The following is a 24,661-nucleotide window of genomic DNA, read 5'->3' as shown; positions in this document are numbered from 1 at the left end:
CGCTCAGTCAATCTTCTCGTCAGCCAGGAAGAACCAGGTATCCAGCACGGAATCCGGGTTCAGGGATACCGTATCGATACCCTCGTCCATCAGCCATTTGGCCAGGTCCGGATGATCAGACGGGCCTTGGCCGCAGATGCCGATGTACTTTCCAGCCTTCTTACAGGCCTGGATAGCATTGGACAACAGGGCTTTGACAGCATCATTCCTCTCGTCAAACAAATGCGCAATGATACCGGAATCCCGGTCGAGGCCCAGAGTCAGCTGCGTCAGATCGTTGGAGCCGATTGAGAAACCATCGAAGTGCTCCAGGAACTGCTCCGCCAGAATCGCGTTGGCCGGAAGCTCACACATCATGATAACGCGCAGGCCGTTGTCGCCACGCTTGAGCCCGTTCTCCGCCAGCAAGTTAACCACCTGCTCCGCCTCGCCCACGGTGCGTACGAACGGTACCATAACCTCAACGTTGGTCAGGCCCATGTCGTTACGAACCTTCTTGAGCGCCCGGCACTCCAGCTCGAAACAGTCGCGGAAGGTTTCGGAGATATAACGGGATGCGCCACGGAAGCCCAGCATCGGGTTCTCTTCGTCCGGCTCATACAGGGTGCCGCCAATCAGGTTGGCATACTCGTTGGACTTGAAGTCGGACAGCCGCACAATCACTTTCTTCGGCGCAAATGCTGCGGCCAGGGTCGAAATACCTTCAACCAGCTTATCGACGTAGAAATCCACCGGGGAGGCGTAGCCGGCAATACGCTTTTCGACCGTCTGCTTGATATCACGGGGCAGGCCGTCGTAGTTCAGCAACGCCTTCGGATGTACACCGATCATGCGGTTGATGATGAACTCAAGGCGAGCCAGGCCAACACCTTCGTTGGGCAGCGCCTGAAAATCAAAGGCCCGGTCCGGATTGCCCACGTTCATCATGATCTTGAACGGAATGTTGGGCATGGAATCCACAGTGTTTTCCCGTAGCTCGAAGTCCAGGGCACCTTCATAGATCATGCCAGTGTCGCCTTCGGCACAGGATACGGTGACGTCCTGGCCATCTTTCAGCAATTCGGTCGCATCGCCGCAACCCACAACCGCAGGAATACCCAGCTCACGGGCGATGATCGCAGCGTGACAGGTACGGCCACCTCGGTCGGTGACGATGGCGGAAGCGCGCTTCATCACCGGTTCCCAATCCGGGTCGGTCATGTCGGTGACCAGCACATCGCCGGGTTGAACACGGTCCATCTCGTTAATGCTGGTGATAATCTTGACCGGACCACTGCCGATCTTGTGGCCGATGCTGCGGCCTTCCACCAGCACCTTACCGGTCTCTTTCAGCAGGTATCGTTCCATCACGTTGGCAGAGGCGCGGCTTTTCACGGTTTCAGGGCGGGCCTGAACAATGTAGATCTTGCCGTCGTCACCGTCTTTGGCCCACTCGATGTCCATCGGACGCTGGTAGTGCTTTTCAATGATCATGGCCTGCTTGGCCAGCTCTTCCACTTCCGCATCGGTAATGGAGAAGCGGTTACGGTCTTCCTGCTCCACTTTGACGGTTTCCACGAACTGGCCTTCGCCCGGCTCAGAATGGTAAACCATCTTGATGGCCTTGCTGCCCAGGTTCCGGCGCAGCACCGCCGGGCGGCCAGCCTCAAGCGTAGGCTTGTGCACGTAAAACTCATCCGGGTTAACCGCGCCCTGAACGACCGTTTCACCCAGACCGTAGGACGAGGTAATGAACACTACATCGCGGAACCCGGATTCGGTATCCAGGGTAAACATCACACCGCTGGAGGCGGTTTCACTGCGAACCATCTTCTGGATACCCGCCGACAGCGCCACCAGCTTGTGATCAAAGCCGTGGTGAACACGGTAGGAAATCGCCCGGTCATTGAACAGGGAAGCAAACACCTCTTTGACCGAGGTGCGAACCTGCTGAAGGCCAGACACATTGAGGAAGGTTTCCTGCTGACCGGCAAAGGAGGCATCCGGCAAGTCTTCTGCAGTGGCAGACGAGCGAACCGCCACAGCCATGTCTTCGTTACCATTCTGGAGTTTCGCAAACGCCTCTTTCAGGGCATTATCCAAGCTATCGGGGAACGGAGTATCAACAACCCATTGGCGAATCTGGGCGCCAACACGAGCAAGCTCGTTAACGTCGTTTACATCAAGGGCATCGAGCGCCTGGTCGATTTTGTCTTTCAGGCCATCGGTGGCCAGAAACTCGCGGTAGGCATAGGCAGTGGTGGCAAAACCACCGGGAACGGTAACGCCTGCATTGGCGAGATTACTGATCATTTCACCGAGGGAAGCGTTTTTGCCTCCAACCCGGTCAACATCGGACATTCCCAGGTGGTCAAACCAGATGATGTAATCTTCCAAAGCACGTCTCCCTTGAGTCTGTGTAGCGCGGAGTCTCGAATCTGGCGTGTATGATACTGTAACCTGCGGAAATTACCTAGGGAGCTTCGGAACAACTCCCGGCAATCAGCCAAAACCAAACCGGATACAGCCATGAAAAGAACCGCTTTTTTTATTTCGGACGGCACAGGCCTGACGGCGGAAGCACTCGGCCATGCCTTGCTTGCCCAGTTCGAGAAGATCGATTTTGAACGTATAACCGTGCCCTATATTGATGATGAAGAAAAGGCTCATGACCTGGTCAAACGCATCAACAAGGCTGCGGAGGTAGACGGTGCCGCGCCCCTGGTTCTCGATACCATCGTTAACAGCAGTATCCGGGAGATCATCAGTACCGCCGACGGCTTCATGATCGACATTTTTGGCACCTTCCTGAGCCCACTGGAGCAGGAACTTAACTCATCGTCGTCTTACACCGTGGGTAAGTCCCACGCCATCAATAACGAAAGCAGTTACGAGCGCCGGATCAACGCGGTGAATTTTGCACTGGATAACGACGATGGCGCTCGCACGCGACACTATAACGAAGCGGACCTGATTCTGGTGGGCGCCTCCCGAAGCGGCAAAACGCCGACGTGCCTGTACCTTGCGCTTCAATACGGCATCAAGGCGGCAAATTACCCCATTACGGAGGAAGATCTGGAGGATCAGAAACTGCCTGCGGCTCTGCGCCCCCACAAAGAGAAGATCTTCGGGCTGACGATTGAACCGGAACGACTGGCAACCATCCGGAATGAACGGCGACCGAACTCCCGCTACTCATCGATTCAGCAATGCATGCACGAAATCGAGGAAATTGAACTGATGTACAAGCGGGAGCGCATCCCCTACCTGAACACCACGGCCTATTCGGTTGAGGAGATATCCACCCGCATCATGGTCACAACGGGACTGAAGCGCCACCGGTAACACCGGTGGCTCAGCACTTGCCTCAGAGTTCCTGAATAGCCATACCGAGGCCTTCAGCCACAGCGCGGTTATCCGGGTTGGTAACCACTGCCACACTGGCGTTTTCCGGCACCAGCCAGGTATCAGCAACCCGTTGCAGCTCGTCCAGCGTCACCGCGAGCACTCGCTCCCGGAACCGGGCCCGCTGCTCCGGCGTGCGGCCAAACAGCTTGTTATGGAACGCGTGGCGAGCGGCACCGGCGGGTGACCGCGGGCGGTCCAACTGGCCGATAACACCAAGGATGGCCTCTTCAAGGGACTGTGCGTCGTGCTTTTCCGTGCGCAGCCAGTTCAGAGCACCGTCGAAGTCATCAAGGGTTTCCGCCAGCCTCGGGTCTCGGTATGAGAAGAAACGGAATACGCCATTGACACTGTCCTGGCCGGCACCGCCACCATAGGCACCTCCCTTTTCCCGGATAGCGCGGTGCAGGTAGCCATTGCGCAGGAAACCTCCCAGAACCGTCAGCGCGGCAGCATCCGGATGGTCCACCGCAACGGTGCTGTAGGCCTTGGCACAGAAATTCACCTGCGTTGACGTCAACCAGGCTTCACGGGTGCTGTAATTGACTGGCGCCATGGCCCAGGCGTCGCCTGCCTGGCCGGAATCATCCTGCCAGCAGGATTTGAGGTCATCCAGCATGGGCGCCAGCTGCCCGTCTTCGCCAATCAGCAGGAACTGCCGGTGCCGGTTGCGGATTTTGTCGTGCAGCGCCGCCAGGCTGTCACAGAATTCAGCCAGGGCTTTGTCATCCTTCAGGGATTTATCCAGCTCTTTGGTGCCACGGATACCCGCCAGGCCACCCAAACGGAAGGTCAGCCAGGAGCCGGCACTCAACCCTTGAGCCGCAGCGCCCATGGCCAGAGCGTGGCCACTGCCAGTCACGGCCTGCTCACGGCGCGCCCGCACCTGCGCAATAATCTCCCGGACACGCTCTTTCTCATCAAACCGGACGCCGGTGTATACATCCTTCAGTAACTGGGTAAGGGCCTTGCTGTTGCGGGCCAGGGCCTTGCCGCTGAAGATCAGGTAGCCGGACACGTCCTGGACATCATCAATACGCCCCTTGGCACTGAACGAGGCACCAATGCCGCCGGATTCCGCGGAAATCCTGTCCTGCATCTGCAGGTAGTCCAGATCACCACAACCCACTTCGGAAACGAGGGTGGTGTAATAAGGCAGTAGCAACAATTCCTGCTCAGACAGCGCCGGTACCGGCAATACAACCTGCTGATACACCAGGCCATTGGTGCCCCGGGAATACACGGTTGCTCCGATTTCGGCATCGTAGCTGCCCTCTGGTTCGGGCATCTGCAAAGGTACATCGGCCAAGCCAACCTTTGGCAGAATGGAATCGTCATCTTTACGCAGCTGGCGTTGTTCCAGGGCCTGGGCACGCTCCACAATCGCCTTCACTTCTTCCTCGGTCAGGCTGGCTTTACGGCGCGCCAGAGCCTCACGAATGGCCTGCTGGTGATGGTTCTCCAGCTTTTCATCCGGGCGCAAGGTCAGGGTCACCCGGTGAGGGTTGTCCAGCAGCTTGCGGCGAATCAGGCCCGGCACGTAGTCCGGATCTTTGATTTTCTCACGCAGGGTGGCCAGCACCGGCTCCAGATCCAGCAGCTCCACCGGGTCACCGCCGTGCACCATCGGCGCAATAGCGCTCATGATCAGCTGCAAACCGTAGGGGAAGCTGTCGCCGGCAATCTCGCGCTGATGCAGTTCCAGCTGGTGAAGAATGGCCTCCAGGCGATCCTGGCTGATGCCCTCTTCCACCACGTTCTGCAACGTGGTTTCTACCAGGGTCTCCAGATCTGCGCGTTTCTCTGGCTCGCTACCTTCAATGCCGCAAACAAAGGTCATTTCCCGGTTGGAATCTTCCAGGCCACACATGGGTGACGGCGCGTGGCCAATACCGGTAGTTTCCAGGGCCCGCATCAGCGGTGAGGCACTGTTTTCCAGCAATACGGCAGACAACAACTGGCCTTCCAGGTTTTCCTGCAGGTCAAAGCTGTGGCCCAGCAACCAGCCCATCACAATGTGTGTTTTGTTCTCTGTGCCTTCGCCGTCATTGACCGCATAGCCCTGCTCTACCCGCAGCGGCGCGAACATGCGCTTCTCGTCGTGTACCGGCAGCTCGATTTCCAGCCGATCAAACCGCTTGAGCGCCAGCTCCTCGAACTTTTCATGGTGCTCCCGGGCGGGAATATTGCCATAGGTAGCAAAAATGGCGTTGCTCGGGTGGTAATGATGCTTATAGAACTTCACCAGGTCATCGTAGGTCAGATCAACAATATGATCCGGCTCACCCCCACTGTTGTAGTGGTAGGTGGTGGTCGGGAACAGGTGGCTGGTGAGGTTCTGCCACAACTGGGAGGTAGGCGCACTCATGGCACCTTTCATCTCGTTGTAGACCACCCCGCGGTATACCAGGTCGCTGCTTGGGTCGTCCGGTTTGTCGAATTCCAGACGATGGCCTTCCTGGGCAAAATCCAGCGGGTCCAGCTTTGAGAAAAACACCGAATCCAGGTACACCGACAGCAGGTTGTCAAAGTCCTTGCGGTTCATGCTGGCAAACGGATAGGCGGTCCAGTCGCTGCTGGTGAAGGCGTTCATAAAGGTGTTCAAAGAACGCCGGATCATCATGAAAAACGGATCGCGGACCGGATAACGTTCGCTACCACACAGCGCCGTGTGCTCAAGAATATGAGCCACCCCAGTGGAATCCATCGGGAAGGTACGCAGCGCCACAAAAAAGACGTTCTCGTCGTTGTCCGCCGCCAGGTGAAGGTGGCGGGCGCCGGTTTTCTTATGGCGATATTCCTCAACCTCAAGGTTCAGCGTGTTGATCCGGTGACTGCGAAGTTTCTCGAAGGCCGGGTGAATTGCGTTATCGGTCGCTGCAGCCATTAAGACAATCCTGTGTATTGAACAATTGGAGAATTACAGGGTAACACGTAGTATCAGATATGATGCACGGAACGGACTCAACAAGGTAGCCTGCCGCATTATGACAGACCGCACCCCCAAGCATATCGACGCCCCGGAAGTAGCCGCCTGGTGGGCGGAAAGACGCCAGTACCTGGAGCGAATCCGCAAGGTACCGGAAATAAAACAGCGCTTCTGGCGAGAAGTTGCCATTTACCTGCTGCGCCGCCTGCTATGGTCGTTCGGGTTCTTCCCGATTTTCATCGCTTTCTGGCTACCGTTCGTTCTGTCCAGTTTTAATCCGGTGGTGATGGCGTCGGATATGATCCCCCTGCTGCAAGGGTTTGTGAATTCGAACCCTGAACAACAGGCCACCACCATCAGCACCTTGACCATTGCCTGGCTGTCGATCGGTTCTTTCTTCCTGGTTTTCGATTTCGTGCTGACGCCATTTCGGTCACCGTATCAATACGAAGCCGATGTGTACATGAAGTCCTGGGAGCAGCTCAATCATGACCAGCTTCCGGACAAAATGTGATTTGGCCAGCATTCTGGCTAACTTCAGACACTTTCTGTTACATAACGTTGCAGACAGTGGGTAAGATGAAACCATAAGAAAGTATCCGGTAAGTTTGGATCACGAGGTTTCGTCATGGTCGATTTCAGACCACTACTGTTCGTAAACGCCCTTGCGTTAATGCTCCTGGTTACCGCCGGCTTTGCCTCGGTTAGAAAAGACGTGCCCGAGGTAACCGTTCCCGGCGTGACCGAAACCATAGCCGCGGCGGCGGAGCCGGTCTTGGCACCAGAGCCACGGCCAGCGCCGGCACCTGCCTTACCGGAACCCGAACAGCCCTCGCAACCGGTATCTGAAACCGCCAGCGCCACACCCTTCACCCTGCCCCCCATGCCGGAACAGCCGGAGATGGTTGCCGTGGCAGAGCCGGTTTCAGCCATCAACACCCGGCTGGACACTCCTCTGGCTGAACGCCCGGTTCAGCAATCAACCCCGGAACAGGCAAAAGAGCCGCCGCCACCGAGCACTGGCAAACTGGTCTTGCGCTCCAATGTGGTGGGCGACCAGGTCACGATCAACGGCAAGACTTATGGCGCCACCCGGCTTGATCTGGAACTGAAGCCTGGGCGCTATGACGTAACCATCGAAAAACCCGGTTACCAACCCTGGACCGACACCGTTGCACTGACCGCAGGCCAGGAGCTGACACTGGTGGGCCGCCTGGAAGCCTACACCACGGTCAATTATCGCAACGGCGAATGGGTTGGTGGCGTAAGAACCGGCGACGGCACCTGGCAGGATGAGGCCGGCCTTCGCTACGAAGGACACTTTGTGGACGGCAAGTTCCACGGCACCGGTAAGGCCTGGTACCCCGACGGCAGCAGATACGAGGGCGACTGGGACAATGGCGAGCGCCACGGTGAAGGCCAATGGCGCAGCGCTGATGGCTCCGCCTATACTGGTCAGTTCGAACGGGATCAGTTCCACGGCAAAGGCACCCTGACCCTGGACAAAGGCGACATCCTCACCGGCAACTGGAGCCGCGGCCGCATGAATGGACATGGCTCGCTCACCACTGCTGATGGCATGCTTTACGTTGGTGGCTTCCGCAACGACGAATTCCATGGTCAGGGCGCCCTGACCTACCCGGACGGCCGCTCCTATGAGGGCGAATTCTCCAACGGCGAATTCCACGGCAAGGGCTCAGAAGTGTTTGCCGACGGCAAGAAGTACGACGGCCAGTACATAGAAGGCAGATTCCATGGAAGGGGCCTGCTGCGCAACCCGAACGGCAGTTCGATAGAAGCTACGTTCCGGCATGGCGAACCCTACGGACAGGTGCGCCTGACCACTGCGGCTGGCGAAGTCTTTACCGCCCGCACCACAGAACCCGGTGTGTGTTATCGGGACAAGAGTTATCGGGCAACGCAATGCCCGCAACTGGAAGGCTGGTAACCACCCGGCCGCAGTAACCACGTGTTTGCAGTAACAGGTTGAGGTAGTGACATGGCAATCAAAAACGCTCTGCTGGTGGACGACTCTAAAGTAGCAAGATTTGCGCTCAGCAAACTGCTTGAGGGTCGGGACATGGAAGTAAACATGGCGGGCTCTGCCGAGGAAGCACTGGACTTCCTGAAAAGCCATGATCGCCCGGACGTGATCTTTATGGACCACCTGATGCCCGGCATGAACGGCGTTGAGGCCACCAAAGCCATCAAGGGGAACCCGGATACCGCCGGCATCCCCATCATCATGTGCACCTCGAAGAAGTCCTCCTCGTTTGTGGAAGAGGCCCGCAATTTCGGGGTGTACAACATCCTGACCAAACCCCCGCAAACCGATGGCCTCAGCCTGGTTCTGGACCAATTGGCCAGTGACGTGGAACAGGGAACACTGCCGCCCACGGTTACCACCGCAAACGACGCCGAATTGCCGGATACTGAAGACGAACTGTTGCACATACCCACAGATGCCTCAGTGGAGATGTCACCGAAAGGCGAACTCGGCGCTAACGGACATACCAGCCCGAACGTGGTGCCACTGACCAGCGACCTGATCGAGCAGATTGCCCGTTCTGCGGTAAAAACCCACATCAACAACCGCCTGCACGAACTACTCAGTGACCTGTTTGACGAGCAGTTTGACCACCTGAAGCGGGCCCTGGACGAGAATCGGAGCAAACAGGACGCGGCCATTGAAGAACGGCTGAACGAACTCACCAAGCTGCTGGATGACCGCACCCGCAACCTTCGGGATGACGTTGCCGCCGAGGTCAACCTGAGCCTGAGCCAGGAACTGGCCCGGCTGAAGAAGGAACTGTCGAAAAACGCCGGCTTCACCGCTGAGCACATGGCAGAGCTGAAAGACCACATCACCAGCGTTCAGACCATCGACACCGAGTTCTGGCAGACCCTGCAGTCTGAGGCCATTCAGCAGGCCCACGAAATCTCCCGTGAAACCGCCGAAGACATTGCCCAGCGCACCATTGATCTGTATGTATCGCAACAGCGCTCTGCCAACTCCCGCATCTACACGCTGGGACTGGCGGTCAGCCTTGGCATATTCACTGTGGGTATTGCCTGGCTGTCAGGTTTGTTGGGCTAATAACCGCCTGACTTCCTGCCAACTTTCCGGGGTGTCAACATCCGGTTGCACCCCGGCAATATCAATGGCTCCAGCGGCGGCACGATTCAGTACCCGCCCTGCCCCGGCGTCGCCCGCCAGAGCCACCACTTGCGGCCACAATGAACGGGGTATCCAGGCAGGCACCCCCACACGATCCCCGTAACTCGCTCCCCATGGCCGCTCGGGCTCAGCGCGGGCCTGCGCTGCCAGCTGTTTCAACCCTTCGGGCGCCAGCAGCGGCTGATCTGCCAAGACTACAAACACACCCAGAGCCTGCCGCCCCAGTTGATGGATACCCGCCGCCAGTGATCCGGCCAGTCCTTGCGACCAATCCGGATGATAGATCCAGGCGCCCGGCTGCAGCGCGCAGCGGTATCTAACCAGGGGGTAACCACAACCGGCCACTACCCTGACCTGTCGGGACAACAAGCGAGCCTGCCCAACGGCCCTGGACAACAACGATTCACCACCCGGCAGCATCAGGAGTTGCTTCGTGCACCCCATCCGTGAGGCTCGCCCAGCGGCCAGCACCAATGCCGGAAACTGCTGATCGTGGGAAACATCGTTGCTGGTTAAGATATCGTTCTCCTTGGTATGCGGGAATCCAGGCAAGCCGCAGTAAACTGCTGAATCACCCGATTTTTGCTAGAATTCCGCCACCATGCAACCAAATCAGCCGGACCACCCATGAACCACCTCTTTGTCGACAACATCACCGTGATTGACTTTGCCTACCTGGACCCGGCCCGGGGCCTTGTGGGTGAAAGCTGGATTACAGACGTAGTCCTGGGCGGTGAACTGGACGACCAGGGTATGGTGTTCGATTTCAGCCTGGTAAAACGCACCATCAAGCGGGTAATCGATGAACGGGTCGATCACCGATTGGTGATTCCACGTGGCTATGAAGGCCTGAATTGGGACGAAGAGACACCAGATGCTTTCATTTGGAACCTGACCGATGGCAGCCGCATTGAACACCGCTCCCCGGACGAAGCCGTGGTGTGGCTGTCATCTGACCGGGTAGTGCCGTCTGCCGTGGCGGCCCTGCTGGAAAAAGAACTGAAAGCCGTTCTGCCTGGCAACGTCACGTCGGTTGAGATCAACCTGCGGGAAGATGTGATTGAAGGCGCTTACTACCACTACGTGCACGGCCTGAAGAAGCACCTGGGCAACTGCCAGCGCATCGCCCACGGCCACCGCTCTCCCATCCGCATAGACCGCAACGGCCACCGGGACTACGACCTGGAAAACCGCTGGGCCAAGTTGTGGAAGGATATCTATGTTGGCACCGAAGAAGACGTGACCCGGCGCTTTGTTGGCGAAGACGGCGTTGGCTACATCACCTTCGAATACGAAGCCAACCAGGGCGAATTCGCCCTAACCCTGCCGGAAAGCCGCGTATACATGCTCGACACCGACACCACCGTGGAACTCATTGCCGCCCACATCGCCGACAAACTGAAGGCAGAGTTTCCGGAAGACGAGATTCGGGTGAAGGCTTATGAGGGGGTTGGCAAGGGGGCGATTGCTTCTCGGGTCTGCCCCAGGGGTCTGTCCTAAGGGTCTGTCCCTTTGGGGACTGACCCACCTTTGCCCGTCTTGAGCACCACATTAGAGCCCATGGGATAAGCAGACCGCCGCCATCAGAAGGGCGGGGTCAGTCCCGCAGGGACGGACCCCTTTGTAGCCTTCACGTTTGGTGTCATAAAAAGGGTCAGTCCCTATGCGGGGACAGACCCCTGGGACTGACCCTTTAAAACCCTGCGGGTTTTGAGTAAGCATAAAAAAACCGCCCGAAGGCGGTTTTTTTATGGCTATCCGGTGGACTAAACCGTCAAGCCGAATTGGCGTCCCCTAGGGGGTTCGAACCCCTGTTGCCGCCGTGAAAGGGCGGAGTCCTAGGCCACTAGACGAAGGGGACTAGAAATTGGTGGAGCCAAGCGGGATCGAACCGCTGACCTCAACACTGCCAGTGTTGCGCTCTCCCAGCTGAGCTATGGCCCCTCAACGGATGCGTATATTAAGGATCCGCCCTTGGGGCGTCAACACCCGATTCCGCTTTTTTTAAAGTTTTTTGAACATCCCTGTTCGCGTCGTTCAATTAACCAACAAACCGCTCATCAAATACCCAGGGCGGCGTATTCCTTCTCTACTTTCTTGGTTTCTTTCTTGGAAAAGCCGCCCATCACATCCAGGGCATGACGCAAACGCGAGCGGGTCATGTCCGGGCCAAGCAGGGCCATAGAGTCCATCACCGACCAGGAATTCGGGGTTCCCGCAATGGCCACGAAGATCGGGAACATGAAATCCCCCATCTTGAGTTCCAGGGCTTTCGCCAGGGCCTTGATGTCAGCAAAGATGGTGTCCTTACTCCAATGGCGCTGGGCCTCCAGCTTCCACAGGGCGAACTGTAGCACCCGCTTGACCTGGCTTTCATCCAGCTTGTTATGGGCAAAGTCTTCTGGCTTCAGGTTCAGCATGCCGCTGAACATAAACTGGGCCATGGGCGCTACATCAGAGAACACCTCTGCCCTGCCCTTGATATGCGGCACCAGCGCTTGAAGGTCGTCGCGATTGAACCACCACTGATGCATCCGCTCCATGAACTGCTCATCGCTCAGCTCGTCACGAATCCACTGGCCGTTCAGCCAACGCAGCTTTTCCACATCAAACACAGGACCGCCGAGGGATACCCGCTGGATGTCGAAGTTCTCGATCATCTCATCCAGGGTGAACTTCTCACGCTCATCCGGCATGGACCAGCCCATCCGGCCCAGATAGTTGGTAACCGCCTCCGGCAGAAAACCCATGCGCTCATAGAAGTTGATGCTGGTGGGGTTCTTGCGCTTCGACAACTTGCTCTTGTCCGGGTTACGCAGCAGCGGCAAGTGGCACAGCTCCGGCATATCCCAGCCAAAGTACTGGTACAGCAGCTTGTGCTTGGGCGCAGAGTTAATCCACTCCTCACCGCGCAGCACATGGGTAATGCCCATCAGGTGGTCGTCCACCACATTGGCTAGATGGTACGTAGGCATGCCGTCGGATTTCAGCAGAATCTGGCAATCCACCTGGGCCCAGTCGATCTCGATGGTGCCCCGGAGCATATCCTGGATCTCGCACACGCCTTCATCCGGCACTTTCATGCGGATAACGTACGGATCACCAGCATCCAGGCGGCGCTTTACTTCTTCCTGGGGCAGCTCCAGGTCACCTTTGATGCCCGGGTTAAGCCCCTGGGCCTTGCGCTCTTCGCGAATGGCATCCAGCTCTTCCGGGGTGCGGAAGCAATAAAAGGCGTGGCCGGCCGTAACCAGGTCTTCCGCGTACTGACCGTACATGTGCTTACGCTCAGACTGGCGATAGGGGCCGTGTGGGCCACCCACATCGGGGCCCTCATCCCAGTTCAGACCCAGCCAGCGCAGCGCCTTGAGAATATCCTGCTCGGATTCGGCCGTGCTGCGGGCCTGGTCGGTATCTTCAATGCGCAGAATGAATTGACCACCGTGCTGGCGAGCAAAGCACAGATTAAACAGGGCCACGTAGGCGGTACCAACGTGGGGGTCGCCAGTGGGCGACGGGGCAATTCGGGTGCGTACAGTCATGAAACCATCCTGAAAATAACTGACCAGTGAATAAAGCCGGCATTATAGCGGCCATGGCTGGTTTTCGCATGATCCGGTTTTGCACCACGTACCTGAAGTGTAATATTATAACGTATCGCAAAACCCATCAGGACAGTCCTTCACCATGCAGATCAAAGCGTCTTACCTCGCACTCGGGCTGAGTGCCCTGGTTGCCTCGACTCCAGTCGCAGCAGCCAACATTGTCACCTCCATCAAACCACTGGAACTGATCGTCAAGGCGGTGGCCGGTGACGACGCCAAGGTAACCACCCTGGTGCCAGCGGGCTCAAGCCCCCACAACTACACCATGAAACCGTCCCAGCGCAGGGCCCTGGAGCAGTCCGATGTGATTTTCTGGGTAGGACCGGAGATGGAAACTTTCCTGAACCGGCTGCTGAGCGGTCGGGAATTCCAGGATCGCGCCATGGCCTTCATGGAAGGACCTGAAACCGATAAGGAAGAGGATCATCACGACCATCATGATGATCACCACGGCCACCACGATCATCATGACGATCATGGCCACCAGGAAGACGCGCATGCCCATCATCACCACCATGACCATGGCGACGGCGAAGACCCACACATCTGGATTGATCCTGCGCTGGCACTGGAGATGGCAAAAGACGTTCGTACCAGGCTAGCCACTCTGGACGGCATGAGTGCCGACCAACTTGATGCCAACCTGGCGCGGTTTGAAGAAAGCCTGGCCAAGGCTGAGCAGGACATTCGCGCGCGACTCAGCGGCGCAAAGAATATCAGCCTGTTCGCCTACCACGACGCCTTCACCCGTTTTGCTGAGCATTACGGCCTGACTCTGGACGGCGTACTGACCCTGAACCCGGAATTGTCCCCCGGTGCCAGGCATATCGCCGAAGTTCAACGCAAGCTGCAGCAAGCCAACCAGCCCTGTCTGCTCACGGAACCCCAGTTCAACCGGCAGTGGTGGCGCTCCATCACCGATGGCCTGGATGTCACCTTCAGCACCTGGGACCCGCTGGCCACCGATATTGAAAGCAATGTGGAAGGCTACATCAACTTCCAGTACAGCATCGCCGACGCGGTTACCAACTGCCTGCCAAAATAACCCCACCTGGCTCAGGGCCCGGCCATCCGTATAAACCGGCCGGGCCTCAATTGCACGTTGCTCTTTTCAGACACAGCGGGTAGATTTCAGATTATTGTCTATTCCCGTGTGATGAGTTCATCGTGAACAAACCAAGCACCAGCATTCACACATTCCCTCCGGCACTGCGGTCTTCTCTTGTGAACACCGGCAGGGCTTCTGTCCGTCTCTGATTTCGCTGAATCCCCCCAACACCTCCCCGGATTCAGCTCTTAACCAAACATACCTGAACCTTTTTCCGGAGATTACTATGTCTGATTTACCTGCGATTACTGTTGCCGAAGAAGATTACAACCGCCTCAGCACCCTGCTGGAGCGCATGGCCGGCAAATCCGCAGTGGCTGATGGCCTGGAGGAAGAACTGAGCCGTGCAGACCTCAAGCCGCTGGCAGAGATGCCCGAGGGCGTGGTTACCATGAACTCAATGGTACGATTTGTAGACGAAGACGCCGGCAAAGAACACGAGATGATGCTGGTATACCCCCACGAAGTGGGTGACGCGGACCACAAGGTGTCTATCCTGGCCCCGGCCGGTGCCGCCATGCTGGGCCTGAGCATTGGCGACAGCATTGAATGGCCAATGAAAGGCCGCAAGCCGATTCACCTGAAAGTTGTCAGCGTTACCCGAAAAGCATAAGCAATTTCCTTTACAAATATCAGCACTTGATATTTCTCCAAAGGCTCGACAGCCTCCGGTGTTAGGCTTCCACCAAGCTAACCGAATAATCCAAGGAGGCCGTATGGCAGAACAGCGTCACCAGGACTGGGACCCCAGAGCCAAAGACGTCCAGCAGAATCAGATCCGGGCCTACGATGACATGCGCCAGACCTGCCCGGTGGCCTGGAGTGACTACCAGCAGTGGACGCTGTTCCGCCACGCCGATGTGATGCGTGTTCTGGAAGACCACGACACCTTCAGCAATGCCGTCTCTGCGCATCTTTCCGTGCCCAACGGTATGGATCCACCCGAGCATACCCCCTACCGCAAAACCATTGAGCCGTACTTCGCCCCGGAACCCATGGCCCGTTTTGAGCCTCAATGCCGGGACGTCGCCCGGAGGCTCGTCAATGATCTGCAAAAGAACCAGCCGGTGGATGTGGTCAACGCCCTCAGCCGCCCATTCGCCCTGAAAATCCAGTGCGCCTTTATGGGCTGGCCCGACAGCCTTCACCAGCCATTGGCGGAGTGGGTAATGAAGAACCACCGGGCAACCCTGGCCGCCGACCGTGCCGCCATGGCGGAAGTGGCAGAAGAGTTCGACGGCTACATCCGTGATTTGCTGGATAGCCGACGCCAGGCTGGCGAGCAGGCACCGGATGACGTAACGACTCAGCTGATGCAAGAAAAGGTCAATGGCACCCCCATGACCGACGGGGAATTAGTCAGCCTGTTACGCAACTGGACCGTAGGCGAGCTGGCCACGATCTCCGCCAGCATCTCCATCCTGACCAACTACCTGGCCCACTACCCAGCCCTGTTGAACGATCTCAAGGCAGCGCCCGAACAGCTTTCCGACGCAATCGACGAAATCCTGAGGATGGATGCCCCGCTGATCTCTAACCGGCGCATCACCACCCGCGACGTGGAGATCGGCGGCCGCCACATTCCAGCTGGCGAAAAGATCACCCTGCTGTGGGCCTCGGCCAACCGGGATGAAGACACCTTCGGCGACCCGGACAACTTCTGCCCGCACCAGAACGCCCCGAAGAATCTGCTCTACGGCGCCGGAATCCACATCTGCCCCGGAGCACCGCTGGCGAGGATGGAACTGAAAATTTTCATGGAAGAACTGCTAAAGCAAATTACTGGCATAGAAGTTGTCGATAGCGACACCCCTGAGCGGGCCATGTTCCCCACCGGCGGCTTCAACTACCTCCCCCTCCAATTTTTGGGGTCAGACCCCAAGACATTTTGACCGGCTAAATGTAATGTGTGGCGGTATCTGAGTACCGGGGTCTGCCCCCAAATTAGACAGGACCGCCCATGACCAAGCCAGATAACCCAGGCCCCGCCACCCGCATCATTCACAACCGCCGCCACAAGGATGCGTTCGGCAGCCCTTACTCGCCGGTGTACAACACCACCACTTACCGGTTCGAGAACACGGCAGCCTTGCTGGATGTGATCGAGAAGCGCACGGAAGGCAACCTGTACACCCGCTGGGGCACCAACCCAAGCATCAATGAGTTGGAACAGGGCCTGGCCGGGCTGGAGAATGCGGAAGCGGCACTGGCGTTTGCTTCTGGCATGGCAGCCATTTCTGCGACGGTTCTGACCCATGGCCGCAAGGGCATTGTGTGCGTGGGCGATTTGTATGGTGGCACCCAGGAGTTGCTGAAAAACCACTGCATGGCATTGGGTATTGATGTGCAATTCCTGTTCAGGGAAGAGCTGGCGCAACTGGAAAGGCGGTTGGATGTGCCGGGCAAGCTGGTGTACTTCGAGACACCCGCCAACCCGAATCTGGCGGTCCTGGATATTCGCGCCATTGCCGAAATCGCCCACCGCCGCGGTGCCCTGGTGGCGGTGGACAACACCTTCGCCAGCCCCATTAACCAGAACCCGGTCAATCTGGGCGCAGACCTGGTACTACACAGCGCCACCAAGTACCTGGGCGGACACAGCGACCTGACTGCCGGCGCACTGATGACCACAGCAGAGCTGGCAAAACCGGTTGCCGCCTGGCGCAAGAACCTCGGCCAGCTAATCTCCCCGGAAACAGCGGCCCTGCTCTCCCGCAGCCTGCGAACCCTGCCGATACGAATCCGCCAGCACAACGAAAACGCCATGGCGGTGGCTCAGGCGATGGAACAGCACCCGAAAATCACCAAAGTCCACTACCCCGGCCTGCCCTCCTTCGAAGGCCACGAACTGGCCAAACAACAAATGACCGGCTTCGGCGGCATGCTCAGCATTGAAGTGCAAGGCGGCCAACAAGCAGCCGAACGTGTGGCGGATTCCCTGAAAGTCTTCCTCCTGGCCACCAGCCTTGGCGGGGTAGAAAGCCTGGTCAGCCAACCCAGCGCCACCAGCCACCACAGCCTGAGCCGGGAAGAACGCCTCAAACGCGGCATCGGCGACGGCATGCTACGCCTGTCCGTAGGCCTGGAAGACGCCCAGGACCTGATCGCAGACCTTAACCAGGCCCTGAAATAACCTTTGGGGTCAGACCCCAGGACATTTGGAGGGGCGAAATGTCTTGGGGTCTGACCCCAAAAATGGGTTTAGTCCGGCGTTCGTGGGGTGGCTTTGCGGTATTCGCCGGGGGAGCAGTTCATCCAGCGGCGGAAGGCTCGGGTAAAACTGGCGGTGTCTGTGTAGCCGAGGTGGATGGCGAGTTCGTCCAGTTTCATGGCGCTGTTCTCGAGCAGCTGTAACGCCAGTTGGCGGCGTTCTTCTTCCAACAGCTTGCGAAAACTGGTGCCCTCCTGGTCCAGCTTGCGCCGGAGACTGCGGGGAGACATGGCCAGGGATCTTGCCACCTCATCCAGCGATGCCACCAGCCCCAGTGGCCCGAGTAACTGCTGCCGCACCTGTCCGGCAAAGCCTCCAGATTGCCGCCGCTCAAGTTGCTGACGACATTGATGATCAAGCACTTGCACCAGGTGCGGGTCGAAGGTGGGTAGTGGCCGATCAGCATCGGCTCGCCGGATAACCAAGGCATTGCGCGGCTTGTGAAACGTCAACCTCACGCCGCTCAGCTCCTCAAGGCAGGAGGCATAGGCCAAAGGCTCGCCTTTCAGTTCGATCGCCTGCACATCAAACCCTGCCAGGCTCAGCTCTTTGAACAGATTCAGCCCCGTGGCCAGATCTCGCTCCAGCAAAAACTGGCGTAAATGCCGGGGAACATCGTCAGCATCAAACGCAACGCCGAAGTCATCACCCTCCACGAACGTGGACATCTGGCAGTAGGCGGTGCTGAGCGGTAGGTACCGTAAGGCTAATGCAGTGGCATCCCGCAAGGTACGGCTGGTGCGCAAGGCGAAGCCCCATATACCGAAGGTCGCCACGTTATACTGCAGGCCAATCCGGAACCCCAGAGCGGGCGTGTCTGGCAGCGCCAGAATTACGTTTTCGATCAGCCGCATTTCCTGGGCGCGGGTAATCAGGCCATCTGCAGCCTGCAGGTCTTCTTCAGCAATCCCGGAACCCAGCAAACAGGTCTGGCGATCCACACCTTGCCGGGCGGCAAAGTTGATCATGACCTGGCTAATGGTGACGGGGTGCAGAAGCGTATCGGAGTTTGACATAGCCCGGGAGTATGCCCCGCCGCCGTGAACCCGACAAGCGCACAAAGTGCCAAGGCCATTTATGCCTGTTGATTGGCCGAAGCTGCCCTGTCTGCACTGGCGCCGGGCGTTTACTGTGGACACTGTCCGAACCAACCGGAGAGTCCGATGACAGAAGACCTGACCACACTGAACAAGCAGGCCATCGCCGCCGCAAAAAAACACATGGGGGAAGTGGCCTGGCCCACAGTGGCGCTGACCTTTGCCACGGTGGGGGCTTTCGCGCTTACGCTGGCTCTTTTCGCCACCGGGCTGCTACCCGCTTGGGCCGCCACCCTGCTGATCGGTGCGCTGACGTATTTCTCCTACACCCCGCTGCACGAGGCCGTTCACAACAATATCCACGGTGAACACGACCAACTGACCTGGCTCAACCATTTGTGCGGGTATCTGGTTGCGCCGCTGATTGCCGTGCCCTACCAATCTCACCGGCTGGAGCACTTCACCCATCACCGCTACACCAACCAGTCGGATAAAGACCCGGACTTCCTCATCAGTGGCATGGGCAAGGGGCCTTTCAGCGCCCTGCTGACGGTACTCAAGTTCCTGTGGGTACAGAACACCTTCTTTGCCCGTCAACATTGGGGCAACGCATCCCGAAGGGAAAAAGTCATCTACTGCACCGAGCTGTTTGTCTCCATCGGTTGGCGAATCCTGTTTCTGTCGTTGGTCAGCCAGAGCGGCGCAATGGTGGTTGTTCTGCTCGGATACTTGATTGGCGGCGCCTTCACCGCCTACTGGTTTGCCTATCGGCCGCACCTGCCGTACAAAGAGCCCAAGCGCTACCGCAACACCAACAGCCTGATCATGCCCACCGCTATGAAGCCGCTTGAGTGGTTCTGGCTCGGGCAGAATCTGCACTCAATCCACCACCTGTTTCCCAGAGTGCCCTTCTACCGCTACCACGCACTGCATCGCGAAATAGAACCGGTTCTTCGGGCCCACGGCACTCCCATCATCGGCATCTTCAACCGCCGCCCGCAGTAATAATTTGGGGTCAGACCCCAGCACATTTGAAGGGGCGAAATGTCTTGGGGTCTGACCCCAACTTGAATCCCGGGGGCATTGCCCCAATAATGGAGAAACCTCCCGGGAACATTTCCATGAACAGAAACCTTGCAACACAGTTACCGCCCTGGCGCCGGATGGTGTCCGGCTTTGCCGTGGCTGTGTTTGCGCTGGTTCTTCTTTGTTCGATCACCCAAGCGCACGCTCAGCCGAGCCCGGCGGGCAAGGTTGTTGTCAATCACCTGGACCATCTGGTGGTTGCCAGCCACAACCCGGCGTTGGCGGTGGCAGACACCGGCTCAGCGGAAGACGAGCCCTTCATTGATTCCCCGGAGCACCTGGCCCGGCTTTTTGGCGCTGTGCTCTGGTCGCAGTCCCGCTCTCCGGTACCGGCAGCCGACTACCGCACCGAGCGAGCAGCGTCCCTCGCTGATTTCACCACTCCGCCCCTGCGGGCACCGCCCATCGCCTAATCCTCTGTACAGAACATCACGCAGACCGGCCGTAACGCCTGTCTGACCGCGACCCTGTTTATCAAGGATTACCGATGAAATCATTACGTTCACGGGCCATGGTGTATGGCCTGGTGATTGTGCTCGGGCTACTGAGCGCAATGCCGAATCTGTTGCCGGCCAACCTGGCCGACAAGTTCCCGGACTGGTACCTGGAGAACACCCTGTCACTCGGGCTCGACTTGCAGGGCGGCTCGCACCTGCTGCTGGAAGTTGACGCCACCGAACTGCTCGCCAACAACCCGGGCCAACCGGAAGACCTGCTCCTCAAAGATGCCGTAGAACGCAGCCTCGAAGTGGTACGCCGGCGCCTAGACGAAACCGGCCTGGTGGAGCCCAGCATTACCCGCCAGGGCAAGAACCATATCCTGGTGCAGATGCCCGGTGTGGCCGACCCGGCTCATATCCGCGAACTCTTAGGCACCACCGCCCAGATGACCTTCCATTGGGTTGCCAAGCCGGATGAAAGCCGGCGCTCCGCCGTTCTCCGGCTAACCGACGCCACTGGCGAACAGGAATATGTGCTGGAGAAACGGGTAGCCATGCAGGGCGAACACATCAGCGATGCCCAAATGGCCTTTAACCAAGACACTACCGAACCGGTGGTCAACTTCAAACTCGACTCCGAGGGCACCCGCCTGTTCGGCGACATGACCCGCCAGAACATCGGCCGGCCACTGGCCATCGTGCTGGACAATCACGTGATCACCGCGCCGGTCATCCGCAGCGTGATTGCCGGCGGCAGCGGGGAAATCAGCGGCTCCTTCACCACCGCGGAAGCAAGCAATCTGGCCCTGTTACTGAGAGCCGGCGCCCTGCCCGCACCCTTGCACGTCATCGAAGAACGCACCGTAGGCCCGGACCTCGGCAGCGATGCCATCGCCATGGGGGTGAGCACCGGCCTGCTCGGCGCAGCCCTGGTGATCGCTTTCATGCTTGGTATCTATGGCCGCTGGGGGTTGATCGCCTGTGCCGGATTAGCCGTGAACATCGGCCTGGTTCTGGGATTGCTCAGTATACTCGGGGCCACACTGACACTGCCGGGCATTGCCGGCATCATCCTCACCATTGGCATGGCGGTCGATGCCAACATCCTGATCAACGAACGCATCCGGGAGGAATCCCGTAAAGGCAAAGTCGCCTGGATGGCACTCCGGGAAGGCTTCGGGCGTGCCTACAGCACCATTCTGGACTCCAACGTGACCACCCTGATCGCCGTCAGCCTGCTGTTTATGTTTGGCAGTGGCCCGGTAAAAGGGTTCGCGGTAACCATCGGCATAGGTTTGCTCACCTCCCTGTTCACCGCCGTCGCCTTCAACCGCCTGGTCATGGAATGGTGGATCAAGGGCCGGGAGCGGGAGCCGCTCACCATTGCAGGGTTTGCCTGGCTGGATCGCCTAAGCGAGAGGGGCGTCAACTTCATGAAAGGCCGGGTGATTGGCCTGGTGCTGTCTGGCGTTCTGTCGATTGCCTCCATCGCCCTGTTCATCCAACCGGGCCTGGATTACGGCGTGGATTTCACCGGCGGCACCCTGGTGGAAGTGCGCGCGCCTTCTGTCTCTGTGGATGAGTTGCGAACAACCCTGCAAAGCCAGCAACTGGGCGCTGCGTCCATTCAGGAGTTCGGCCAGGACGGTGATTTCCTGATCCGGCTCCCGGCGGATGCCAGCTCCAACACAGGCGCGGCACACCCGGTAGACGCCCTGAAATCCGCCGTCACCAGCCTGCAACCGGATGCCAGCTTCCCGAAAGTGGACGTGGTCGGCCCGAAAGTCAGCGGCGGCTTCAGCGATGCCACCATCCTGGCCATCCTGTTGGCAGGCGCCGGCATGCTGGCCTACCTGTGGATTCGATTTGAATCCCACTTCGCCCTGGCCGCCACCATCACCATCGCCCTGGACCTCACCAAAACCATCGGCTTCTTCGCCCTGGCCGGTGTGGAGTTCAACCTCACCGCCGTGGCCGCCTTGCTGGCCCTGATTGGTTATTCCGTGAACGACAAAGTGGTGGTGTTCGACCGTATCCGGGAAAACCTGCGGCAAACACCGGACATGCCCATGCTGGAATTGCTAAACCGCAGCATCTCCTCCACCCTCACCCGAACCGTGTTCACCTCCGTGACCACCTTCCTGGCACTGTTGCCCATGGGCATCGCCGGCGGTGCTGCGGTATCCAGCTTCGCCCTGCCCATGCTATTCGGCATCGTGATCGGCACCAGCTCCTCCGTGTTCATCGCCTCACCCATTCTCTACTACCTGAGCGAACGCCGAATCCGCAAAGGCCTGGCCCAACTACGGCCCACCGCCGAGGAAATGCGCAAAGAACTGGAACTGATCCCATAACCTTTGGGGTCAGACCCCCGGACATTTCACCCAACGAAATGTCTTGGGGTCTGACCCCAATTTCAGCGGCTGACCAGGAAGTCGGCAAATTTTCGGGTGAGGAAACCAGGCAGGAGTTTGTTGGTGAACCACAAGCTGCGGGCGCGCCAGCCGGGGATGATCATGAATCGTCGGCGGTCAATGCCCTTGCGGATCTGTGCCACGGCATCCTCAAGCTGTAAGGTGCCGGCCATCAGCTTCAGGGCTTCCGTCTGCTTTGGGCGATTGAGACGCTCGGCCTCTACCATCGGAGTTTCCACCTCTGGTGGGCACACCAACGATACATCAACACCCTTGGCTGCCAGCTCGATGCGCAACACCTCGGCCAAGCCAACCACACCGTACTTGGACGCACAGTAAGCCGCATAGCCGTAACAGCCCACCAACCCCGCCATTGAAGCCACCAAAACCAGGTGCGAACCAGCGGCCATATGGGGCAGTACGCCAGCCACCACATTACGAGAGCCAATCAGGTTGATGTTGATGACCCGGGCATAGGCGTCGTCATCGATAGCCTCAAAATCCGCAGCAATGGCAATGCCCGCGCAATGAATCACCACATCGGGTTGCCCGCCTTCAGCGGCTTGGGAAAAGGCGATTCTCACCTCACCCGGTTTGGTGACGTCCATAGCAAAGGCGCGCACCCGTTCTGGCCCGGCAATAGCCGACAGCTCCGCTACCGCCTGCGCGGTCGGCTGAACATCGAACAACGTAACGACCGCCCCCGAACCCAGGTATGTTCGCGCTAAATGAAGGCCAATGCCGCTTGCACCGCCGGTGATATAGACCTGCTGCACCATGAGGTTTCTCCGGGTTGTCTTGTTATACCCCCAAGCATATCGCCCCCGGAAATCGCACCCCATGCCCCGGGCGCCCATATGGCAACCGACGGCGGGGCTATTGACCAGCCCTACAGACTGTGTTGCCCGCCCCATTTGTACTATTCCCCGTGCTTACCGATTGTGAAACACTTGACCACTTTCATGGCACAGCAAAGGAGCAAACCATCACAATGGCCGTAACATCCGTCGCCCTGGTGGCACACGACAACAAGAAGAAGGAACTGGTTGAATGGGCGAACGAAAACCGCACCCGCCTTGCGCCGCTGCGTCTATACGCCACCGGCACCACCGGCCGCCTGCTCAAAGAAAGCCTGCAACGTGAAGACCTGCACTCCCTGTTAAGTGGCCCTCTGGGTGGCGACCAGCAAATCGGCGCCAAGATAGCCGAGGGTGAAATCGACCTACTGGTATTCTTCTGGGACCCACTGGAACCCCAACCCCACGACCCAGACATCAAAGCCCTGCTGCGCATCGCCGCCCTTTGGAACATCCCGGTTGCCTGCAACCGCGCCACCGCAGAGTTCGTGCTGACCTCCGCCTACATGACCGACGACAATCACCGGTCACAAAAGCCGGATTTTTCCGATTACACCGGCCGCAAAGTTCGTTAACAGAAAGTCACAGGCATTTGCAGGATTTGGAACTAGTATTCAGATAAACCCTTCAAGGGAGTAGAGGGGAAATTTAATGCATTCCAGAATCCTTTTTATAGCCGCGGCGCTGGCCATCGCCAGCATGGCACCGGCCACCGCCTATGCCGATGGTCACGAGAGCAGTATTTATATTGCTGTGATCGACGACATACCCAGCACCACCATGGCGGTGCGATTACTGGAGGTTGCCTATCAACGCCTGGGGCTGGAGATGAGAACCCTGGTGGCACCCTCCCGGCGCGCCCTGATGATGGCAGACAACGGCAAGCTGGATGGAGACTTGTTCCGCATTGAAAGCGTAGCCGCCGATTATCCAAACCTCATACAGGTGGACTACCCGCTGCTGGAGGGAGGATTGTTCGCCGTAATGCGCGACCCCGCTGCGCAAACCCTGCCGGAACCAGGCGATGAACCGCTTCAAGTGGCGGTGCGCCGCGGCGTCATAATTGCCGAGCAAACCGCCGAAGCGCTGGGTATGGAGCCGGTGCACACTGAAAGCTACGAACAGATCAAAATGTTGCTTGAGCGTGGGCGTGTACAGCTGGCTCTGATCTCCGACATCGAGGGGCTGTCGCCACTGGCATCCGATAGCTGGAACCAGTTTGCTGTGCTGCCCGAGCCGGTTATTCACTTCCAGCTTTACCACTACGTGAACCGCCGGCACGGCAACCTTGCCCGGGAACTGGCACGGGTATTGGCAGAGCTGGAGCGCGAAGGCGTGAAAGACGACATCCGGGAACGTACGCTGGAGGAACAGGTAAACGGAGATTGGTAAACGGGCCACCCCGCTGAGGC

The 24,661-nt window shown here is 58.4% G+C and carries 20 protein-coding genes and 2 tRNA genes; 14 read left to right on the top strand and 8 right to left on the bottom strand.

Annotated features, from left to right (window positions below; all coding sequences use genetic code 11):
* Positions 1 to 3: 3 nt before the first annotated feature.
* The gene (ppsA, locus tag C7H10_RS14705) at positions 4 to 2,376 is read right to left on the bottom strand and encodes a phosphoenolpyruvate synthase (RefSeq protein ID WP_072677590.1); all 2,373 of its coding nucleotides are present in this window, start codon (positions 2,374 to 2,376) and stop codon (positions 4 to 6) included.
* Between the two features lie 132 nt (positions 2,377 to 2,508).
* Between ppsA and ppsR the strand changes: the two genes are divergently transcribed.
* The gene (ppsR, locus tag C7H10_RS14700; RefSeq protein WP_106695469.1) at positions 2,509 to 3,324 is read left to right on the top strand and encodes a posphoenolpyruvate synthetase regulatory kinase/phosphorylase PpsR; all 816 of its coding nucleotides are present in this window, start codon (positions 2,509 to 2,511) and stop codon (positions 3,322 to 3,324) included.
* Positions 3,325 to 3,346: 22 nt separating this feature from the next.
* Here the strand turns inward: ppsR and C7H10_RS14695 are convergent, their stop codons facing one another.
* Positions 3,347 to 6,271, bottom strand: coding sequence for an insulinase family protein (locus C7H10_RS14695; protein ID WP_106695468.1), 2,925 nt, complete (start codon positions 6,269 to 6,271; stop codon positions 3,347 to 3,349).
* 100 nt (positions 6,272 to 6,371) lie between these two features.
* Here C7H10_RS14695 and C7H10_RS14690 point away from each other — a divergent pair, with 100 nt between their 5' ends.
* The 3 genes from C7H10_RS14690 (at position 6,372) to C7H10_RS14680 (ending at position 9,410) form a co-directional block, all read left to right on the top strand.
* Complete coding sequence (locus C7H10_RS14690; RefSeq protein WP_106695467.1) at positions 6,372 to 6,827, top strand: hypothetical protein; 456 nt, start codon at positions 6,372 to 6,374, stop codon at positions 6,825 to 6,827.
* A 114-nt stretch (positions 6,828 to 6,941) separates the two neighbouring features.
* Entirely contained in the window at positions 6,942 to 8,261 is a 1,320-nt protein-coding gene (locus C7H10_RS14685; protein ID WP_106695466.1) for a PEGA domain-containing protein, read from the top strand.
* 51 nt (positions 8,262 to 8,312) lie between these two features.
* Positions 8,313 to 9,410, top strand: a complete 1,098-nt coding sequence (locus C7H10_RS14680; RefSeq protein WP_106695465.1) for a response regulator — start codon at positions 8,313 to 8,315, stop codon at positions 9,408 to 9,410.
* On the opposite strand, the gene C7H10_RS14675 is transcribed toward C7H10_RS14680, so the two are convergent.
* Positions 9,393 to 10,043, bottom strand: coding sequence for a nucleotidyltransferase family protein (locus tag C7H10_RS14675; protein ID WP_244178294.1), 651 nt, complete (start codon positions 10,041 to 10,043; stop codon positions 9,393 to 9,395). The two genes, C7H10_RS14680 and C7H10_RS14675, sit on opposite strands and share 18 nt — an antisense overlap.
* 75 nt (positions 10,044 to 10,118) lie before the next feature.
* Here C7H10_RS14675 and C7H10_RS14670 point away from each other — a divergent pair, with 75 nt between their 5' ends.
* The gene (locus C7H10_RS14670) at positions 10,119 to 10,991 is read left to right on the top strand and encodes a 6-pyruvoyl trahydropterin synthase family protein (protein ID WP_106695464.1); all 873 of its coding nucleotides are present in this window, start codon (positions 10,119 to 10,121) and stop codon (positions 10,989 to 10,991) included.
* Between the two features lie 285 nt (positions 10,992 to 11,276).
* Here C7H10_RS14670 and C7H10_RS14665 read toward each other — a convergent pair.
* From C7H10_RS14665 to gltX, 3 genes are all read right to left on the bottom strand, one after another.
* Positions 11,277 to 11,352, bottom strand: a tRNA-Glu gene (locus C7H10_RS14665).
* A gap of 7 nt (positions 11,353 to 11,359) precedes the next feature.
* A tRNA-Ala gene (locus tag C7H10_RS14660) sits at positions 11,360 to 11,435 on the bottom strand.
* A 116-nt stretch (positions 11,436 to 11,551) separates the two neighbouring features.
* Complete coding sequence (gene gltX, locus C7H10_RS14655) at positions 11,552 to 13,033, bottom strand: glutamate--tRNA ligase (RefSeq protein ID WP_061331886.1); 1,482 nt, start codon at positions 13,031 to 13,033, stop codon at positions 11,552 to 11,554.
* Positions 13,034 to 13,178: 145 nt separating this feature from the next.
* On the opposite strand from gltX, the gene C7H10_RS14650 reads away from it, so the two are divergent.
* The 4 genes from C7H10_RS14650 (at position 13,179) to C7H10_RS14635 (ending at position 17,337) form a co-directional block, all read left to right on the top strand.
* Positions 13,179 to 14,141 carry a zinc ABC transporter substrate-binding protein gene (locus C7H10_RS14650; protein WP_061331885.1) on the top strand — a complete coding sequence of 321 codons (963 nt, stop codon included), beginning with the start codon at positions 13,179 to 13,181 and terminating at the stop codon, positions 14,139 to 14,141.
* Positions 14,142 to 14,430: 289 nt separating this feature from the next.
* Complete coding sequence (gene rnk / locus C7H10_RS14645; RefSeq protein ID WP_106695463.1) at positions 14,431 to 14,817, top strand: nucleoside diphosphate kinase regulator; 387 nt, start codon at positions 14,431 to 14,433, stop codon at positions 14,815 to 14,817.
* Between the two features lie 103 nt (positions 14,818 to 14,920).
* Positions 14,921 to 16,096, top strand: a complete 1,176-nt coding sequence (locus C7H10_RS14640; protein ID WP_106695462.1) for a cytochrome P450 — start codon at positions 14,921 to 14,923, stop codon at positions 16,094 to 16,096.
* A 68-nt stretch (positions 16,097 to 16,164) separates the two neighbouring features.
* The gene (locus tag C7H10_RS14635) at positions 16,165 to 17,337 is read left to right on the top strand and encodes a trans-sulfuration enzyme family protein (protein ID WP_106695461.1); all 1,173 of its coding nucleotides are present in this window, start codon (positions 16,165 to 16,167) and stop codon (positions 17,335 to 17,337) included.
* 68 nt (positions 17,338 to 17,405) lie between these two features.
* On the opposite strand, the gene C7H10_RS14630 is transcribed toward C7H10_RS14635, so the two are convergent.
* A complete protein-coding gene (locus tag C7H10_RS14630; RefSeq protein WP_106695460.1) occupies positions 17,406 to 18,431 on the bottom strand; it encodes an AraC family transcriptional regulator in 1,026 nt (341 codons plus the stop codon).
* A 147-nt stretch (positions 18,432 to 18,578) separates the two neighbouring features.
* On the opposite strand from C7H10_RS14630, the gene C7H10_RS14625 reads away from it, so the two are divergent.
* The 3 genes from C7H10_RS14625 (at position 18,579) to secD (ending at position 22,332) form a co-directional block, all read left to right on the top strand.
* On the top strand, positions 18,579 to 19,457 hold the full coding sequence (locus C7H10_RS14625) for a fatty acid desaturase family protein (protein WP_106695459.1): 879 nt from the start codon (positions 18,579 to 18,581) through the stop codon (positions 19,455 to 19,457).
* 116 nt (positions 19,458 to 19,573) lie between these two features.
* A complete protein-coding gene (locus C7H10_RS14620) occupies positions 19,574 to 19,951 on the top strand; it encodes a hypothetical protein (RefSeq protein ID WP_106695458.1) in 378 nt (125 codons plus the stop codon).
* A gap of 74 nt (positions 19,952 to 20,025) precedes the next feature.
* A complete protein-coding gene (gene secD, locus C7H10_RS14615; protein WP_106695457.1) occupies positions 20,026 to 22,332 on the top strand; it encodes a protein translocase subunit SecD in 2,307 nt (768 codons plus the stop codon).
* Between the two features lie 62 nt (positions 22,333 to 22,394).
* On the opposite strand, the gene C7H10_RS14610 is transcribed toward secD, so the two are convergent.
* A complete protein-coding gene (locus C7H10_RS14610) occupies positions 22,395 to 23,171 on the bottom strand; it encodes an SDR family oxidoreductase (RefSeq protein ID WP_106695456.1) in 777 nt (258 codons plus the stop codon).
* Between the two features lie 212 nt (positions 23,172 to 23,383).
* Here C7H10_RS14610 and C7H10_RS14605 point away from each other — a divergent pair, with 212 nt between their 5' ends.
* A complete protein-coding gene (locus C7H10_RS14605) occupies positions 23,384 to 23,824 on the top strand; it encodes a methylglyoxal synthase (protein ID WP_106695455.1) in 441 nt (146 codons plus the stop codon).
* Positions 23,825 to 23,900: 76 nt separating this feature from the next.
* Complete coding sequence (locus C7H10_RS14600) at positions 23,901 to 24,641, top strand: hypothetical protein (protein WP_106695454.1); 741 nt, start codon at positions 23,901 to 23,903, stop codon at positions 24,639 to 24,641.
* Positions 24,642 to 24,661: the final 20 nt, after the last annotated feature.

The organism is Marinobacter shengliensis (genome assembly GCF_003007715.1).
Taxonomy (GTDB): domain Bacteria; phylum Pseudomonadota; class Gammaproteobacteria; order Pseudomonadales; family Oleiphilaceae; genus Marinobacter; species Marinobacter shengliensis.
This window is presented reverse-complemented; position numbering and strand designations above follow the sequence as displayed.

What these genes read in the sequence shown, in the direction of transcription:
- ppsR (WP_106695469.1), top strand. Translation starts at nt 2,509, where the DNA reads ATGAAAAGAACCGCTTTTTTTATTTCGGACGGCACAGGCCTGACGGCG.
- C7H10_RS14695 (WP_106695468.1), bottom strand. Translation starts at nt 6,271, where the DNA reads ATGGCTGCAGCGACCGATAACGCAATTCACCCGGCCTTCGAGAAACTT.
- C7H10_RS14690 (WP_106695467.1), top strand. Translation starts at nt 6,372, where the DNA reads ATGACAGACCGCACCCCCAAGCATATCGACGCCCCGGAAGTAGCCGCC.
- C7H10_RS14685 (WP_106695466.1), top strand. Translation starts at nt 6,942, where the DNA reads ATGGTCGATTTCAGACCACTACTGTTCGTAAACGCCCTTGCGTTAATG.
- C7H10_RS14680 (WP_106695465.1), top strand. Translation starts at nt 8,313, where the DNA reads ATGGCAATCAAAAACGCTCTGCTGGTGGACGACTCTAAAGTAGCAAGA.
- C7H10_RS14670 (WP_106695464.1), top strand. Translation starts at nt 10,119, where the DNA reads ATGAACCACCTCTTTGTCGACAACATCACCGTGATTGACTTTGCCTAC.
- gltX (WP_061331886.1), bottom strand. Translation starts at nt 13,033, where the DNA reads ATGACTGTACGCACCCGAATTGCCCCGTCGCCCACTGGCGACCCCCAC.
- C7H10_RS14650 (WP_061331885.1), top strand. Translation starts at nt 13,179, where the DNA reads ATGCAGATCAAAGCGTCTTACCTCGCACTCGGGCTGAGTGCCCTGGTT.
- rnk (WP_106695463.1), top strand. Translation starts at nt 14,431, where the DNA reads ATGTCTGATTTACCTGCGATTACTGTTGCCGAAGAAGATTACAACCGC.
- C7H10_RS14640 (WP_106695462.1), top strand. Translation starts at nt 14,921, where the DNA reads ATGGCAGAACAGCGTCACCAGGACTGGGACCCCAGAGCCAAAGACGTC.
- C7H10_RS14635 (WP_106695461.1), top strand. Translation starts at nt 16,165, where the DNA reads ATGACCAAGCCAGATAACCCAGGCCCCGCCACCCGCATCATTCACAAC.
- C7H10_RS14630 (WP_106695460.1), bottom strand. Translation starts at nt 18,431, where the DNA reads ATGTCAAACTCCGATACGCTTCTGCACCCCGTCACCATTAGCCAGGTC.
- C7H10_RS14625 (WP_106695459.1), top strand. Translation starts at nt 18,579, where the DNA reads ATGACAGAAGACCTGACCACACTGAACAAGCAGGCCATCGCCGCCGCA.
- C7H10_RS14620 (WP_106695458.1), top strand. Translation starts at nt 19,574, where the DNA reads ATGAACAGAAACCTTGCAACACAGTTACCGCCCTGGCGCCGGATGGTG.
- secD (WP_106695457.1), top strand. Translation starts at nt 20,026, where the DNA reads ATGAAATCATTACGTTCACGGGCCATGGTGTATGGCCTGGTGATTGTG.
- C7H10_RS14610 (WP_106695456.1), bottom strand. Translation starts at nt 23,171, where the DNA reads ATGGTGCAGCAGGTCTATATCACCGGCGGTGCAAGCGGCATTGGCCTT.
- C7H10_RS14605 (WP_106695455.1), top strand. Translation starts at nt 23,384, where the DNA reads ATGGCCGTAACATCCGTCGCCCTGGTGGCACACGACAACAAGAAGAAG.
- C7H10_RS14600 (WP_106695454.1), top strand. Translation starts at nt 23,901, where the DNA reads ATGCATTCCAGAATCCTTTTTATAGCCGCGGCGCTGGCCATCGCCAGC.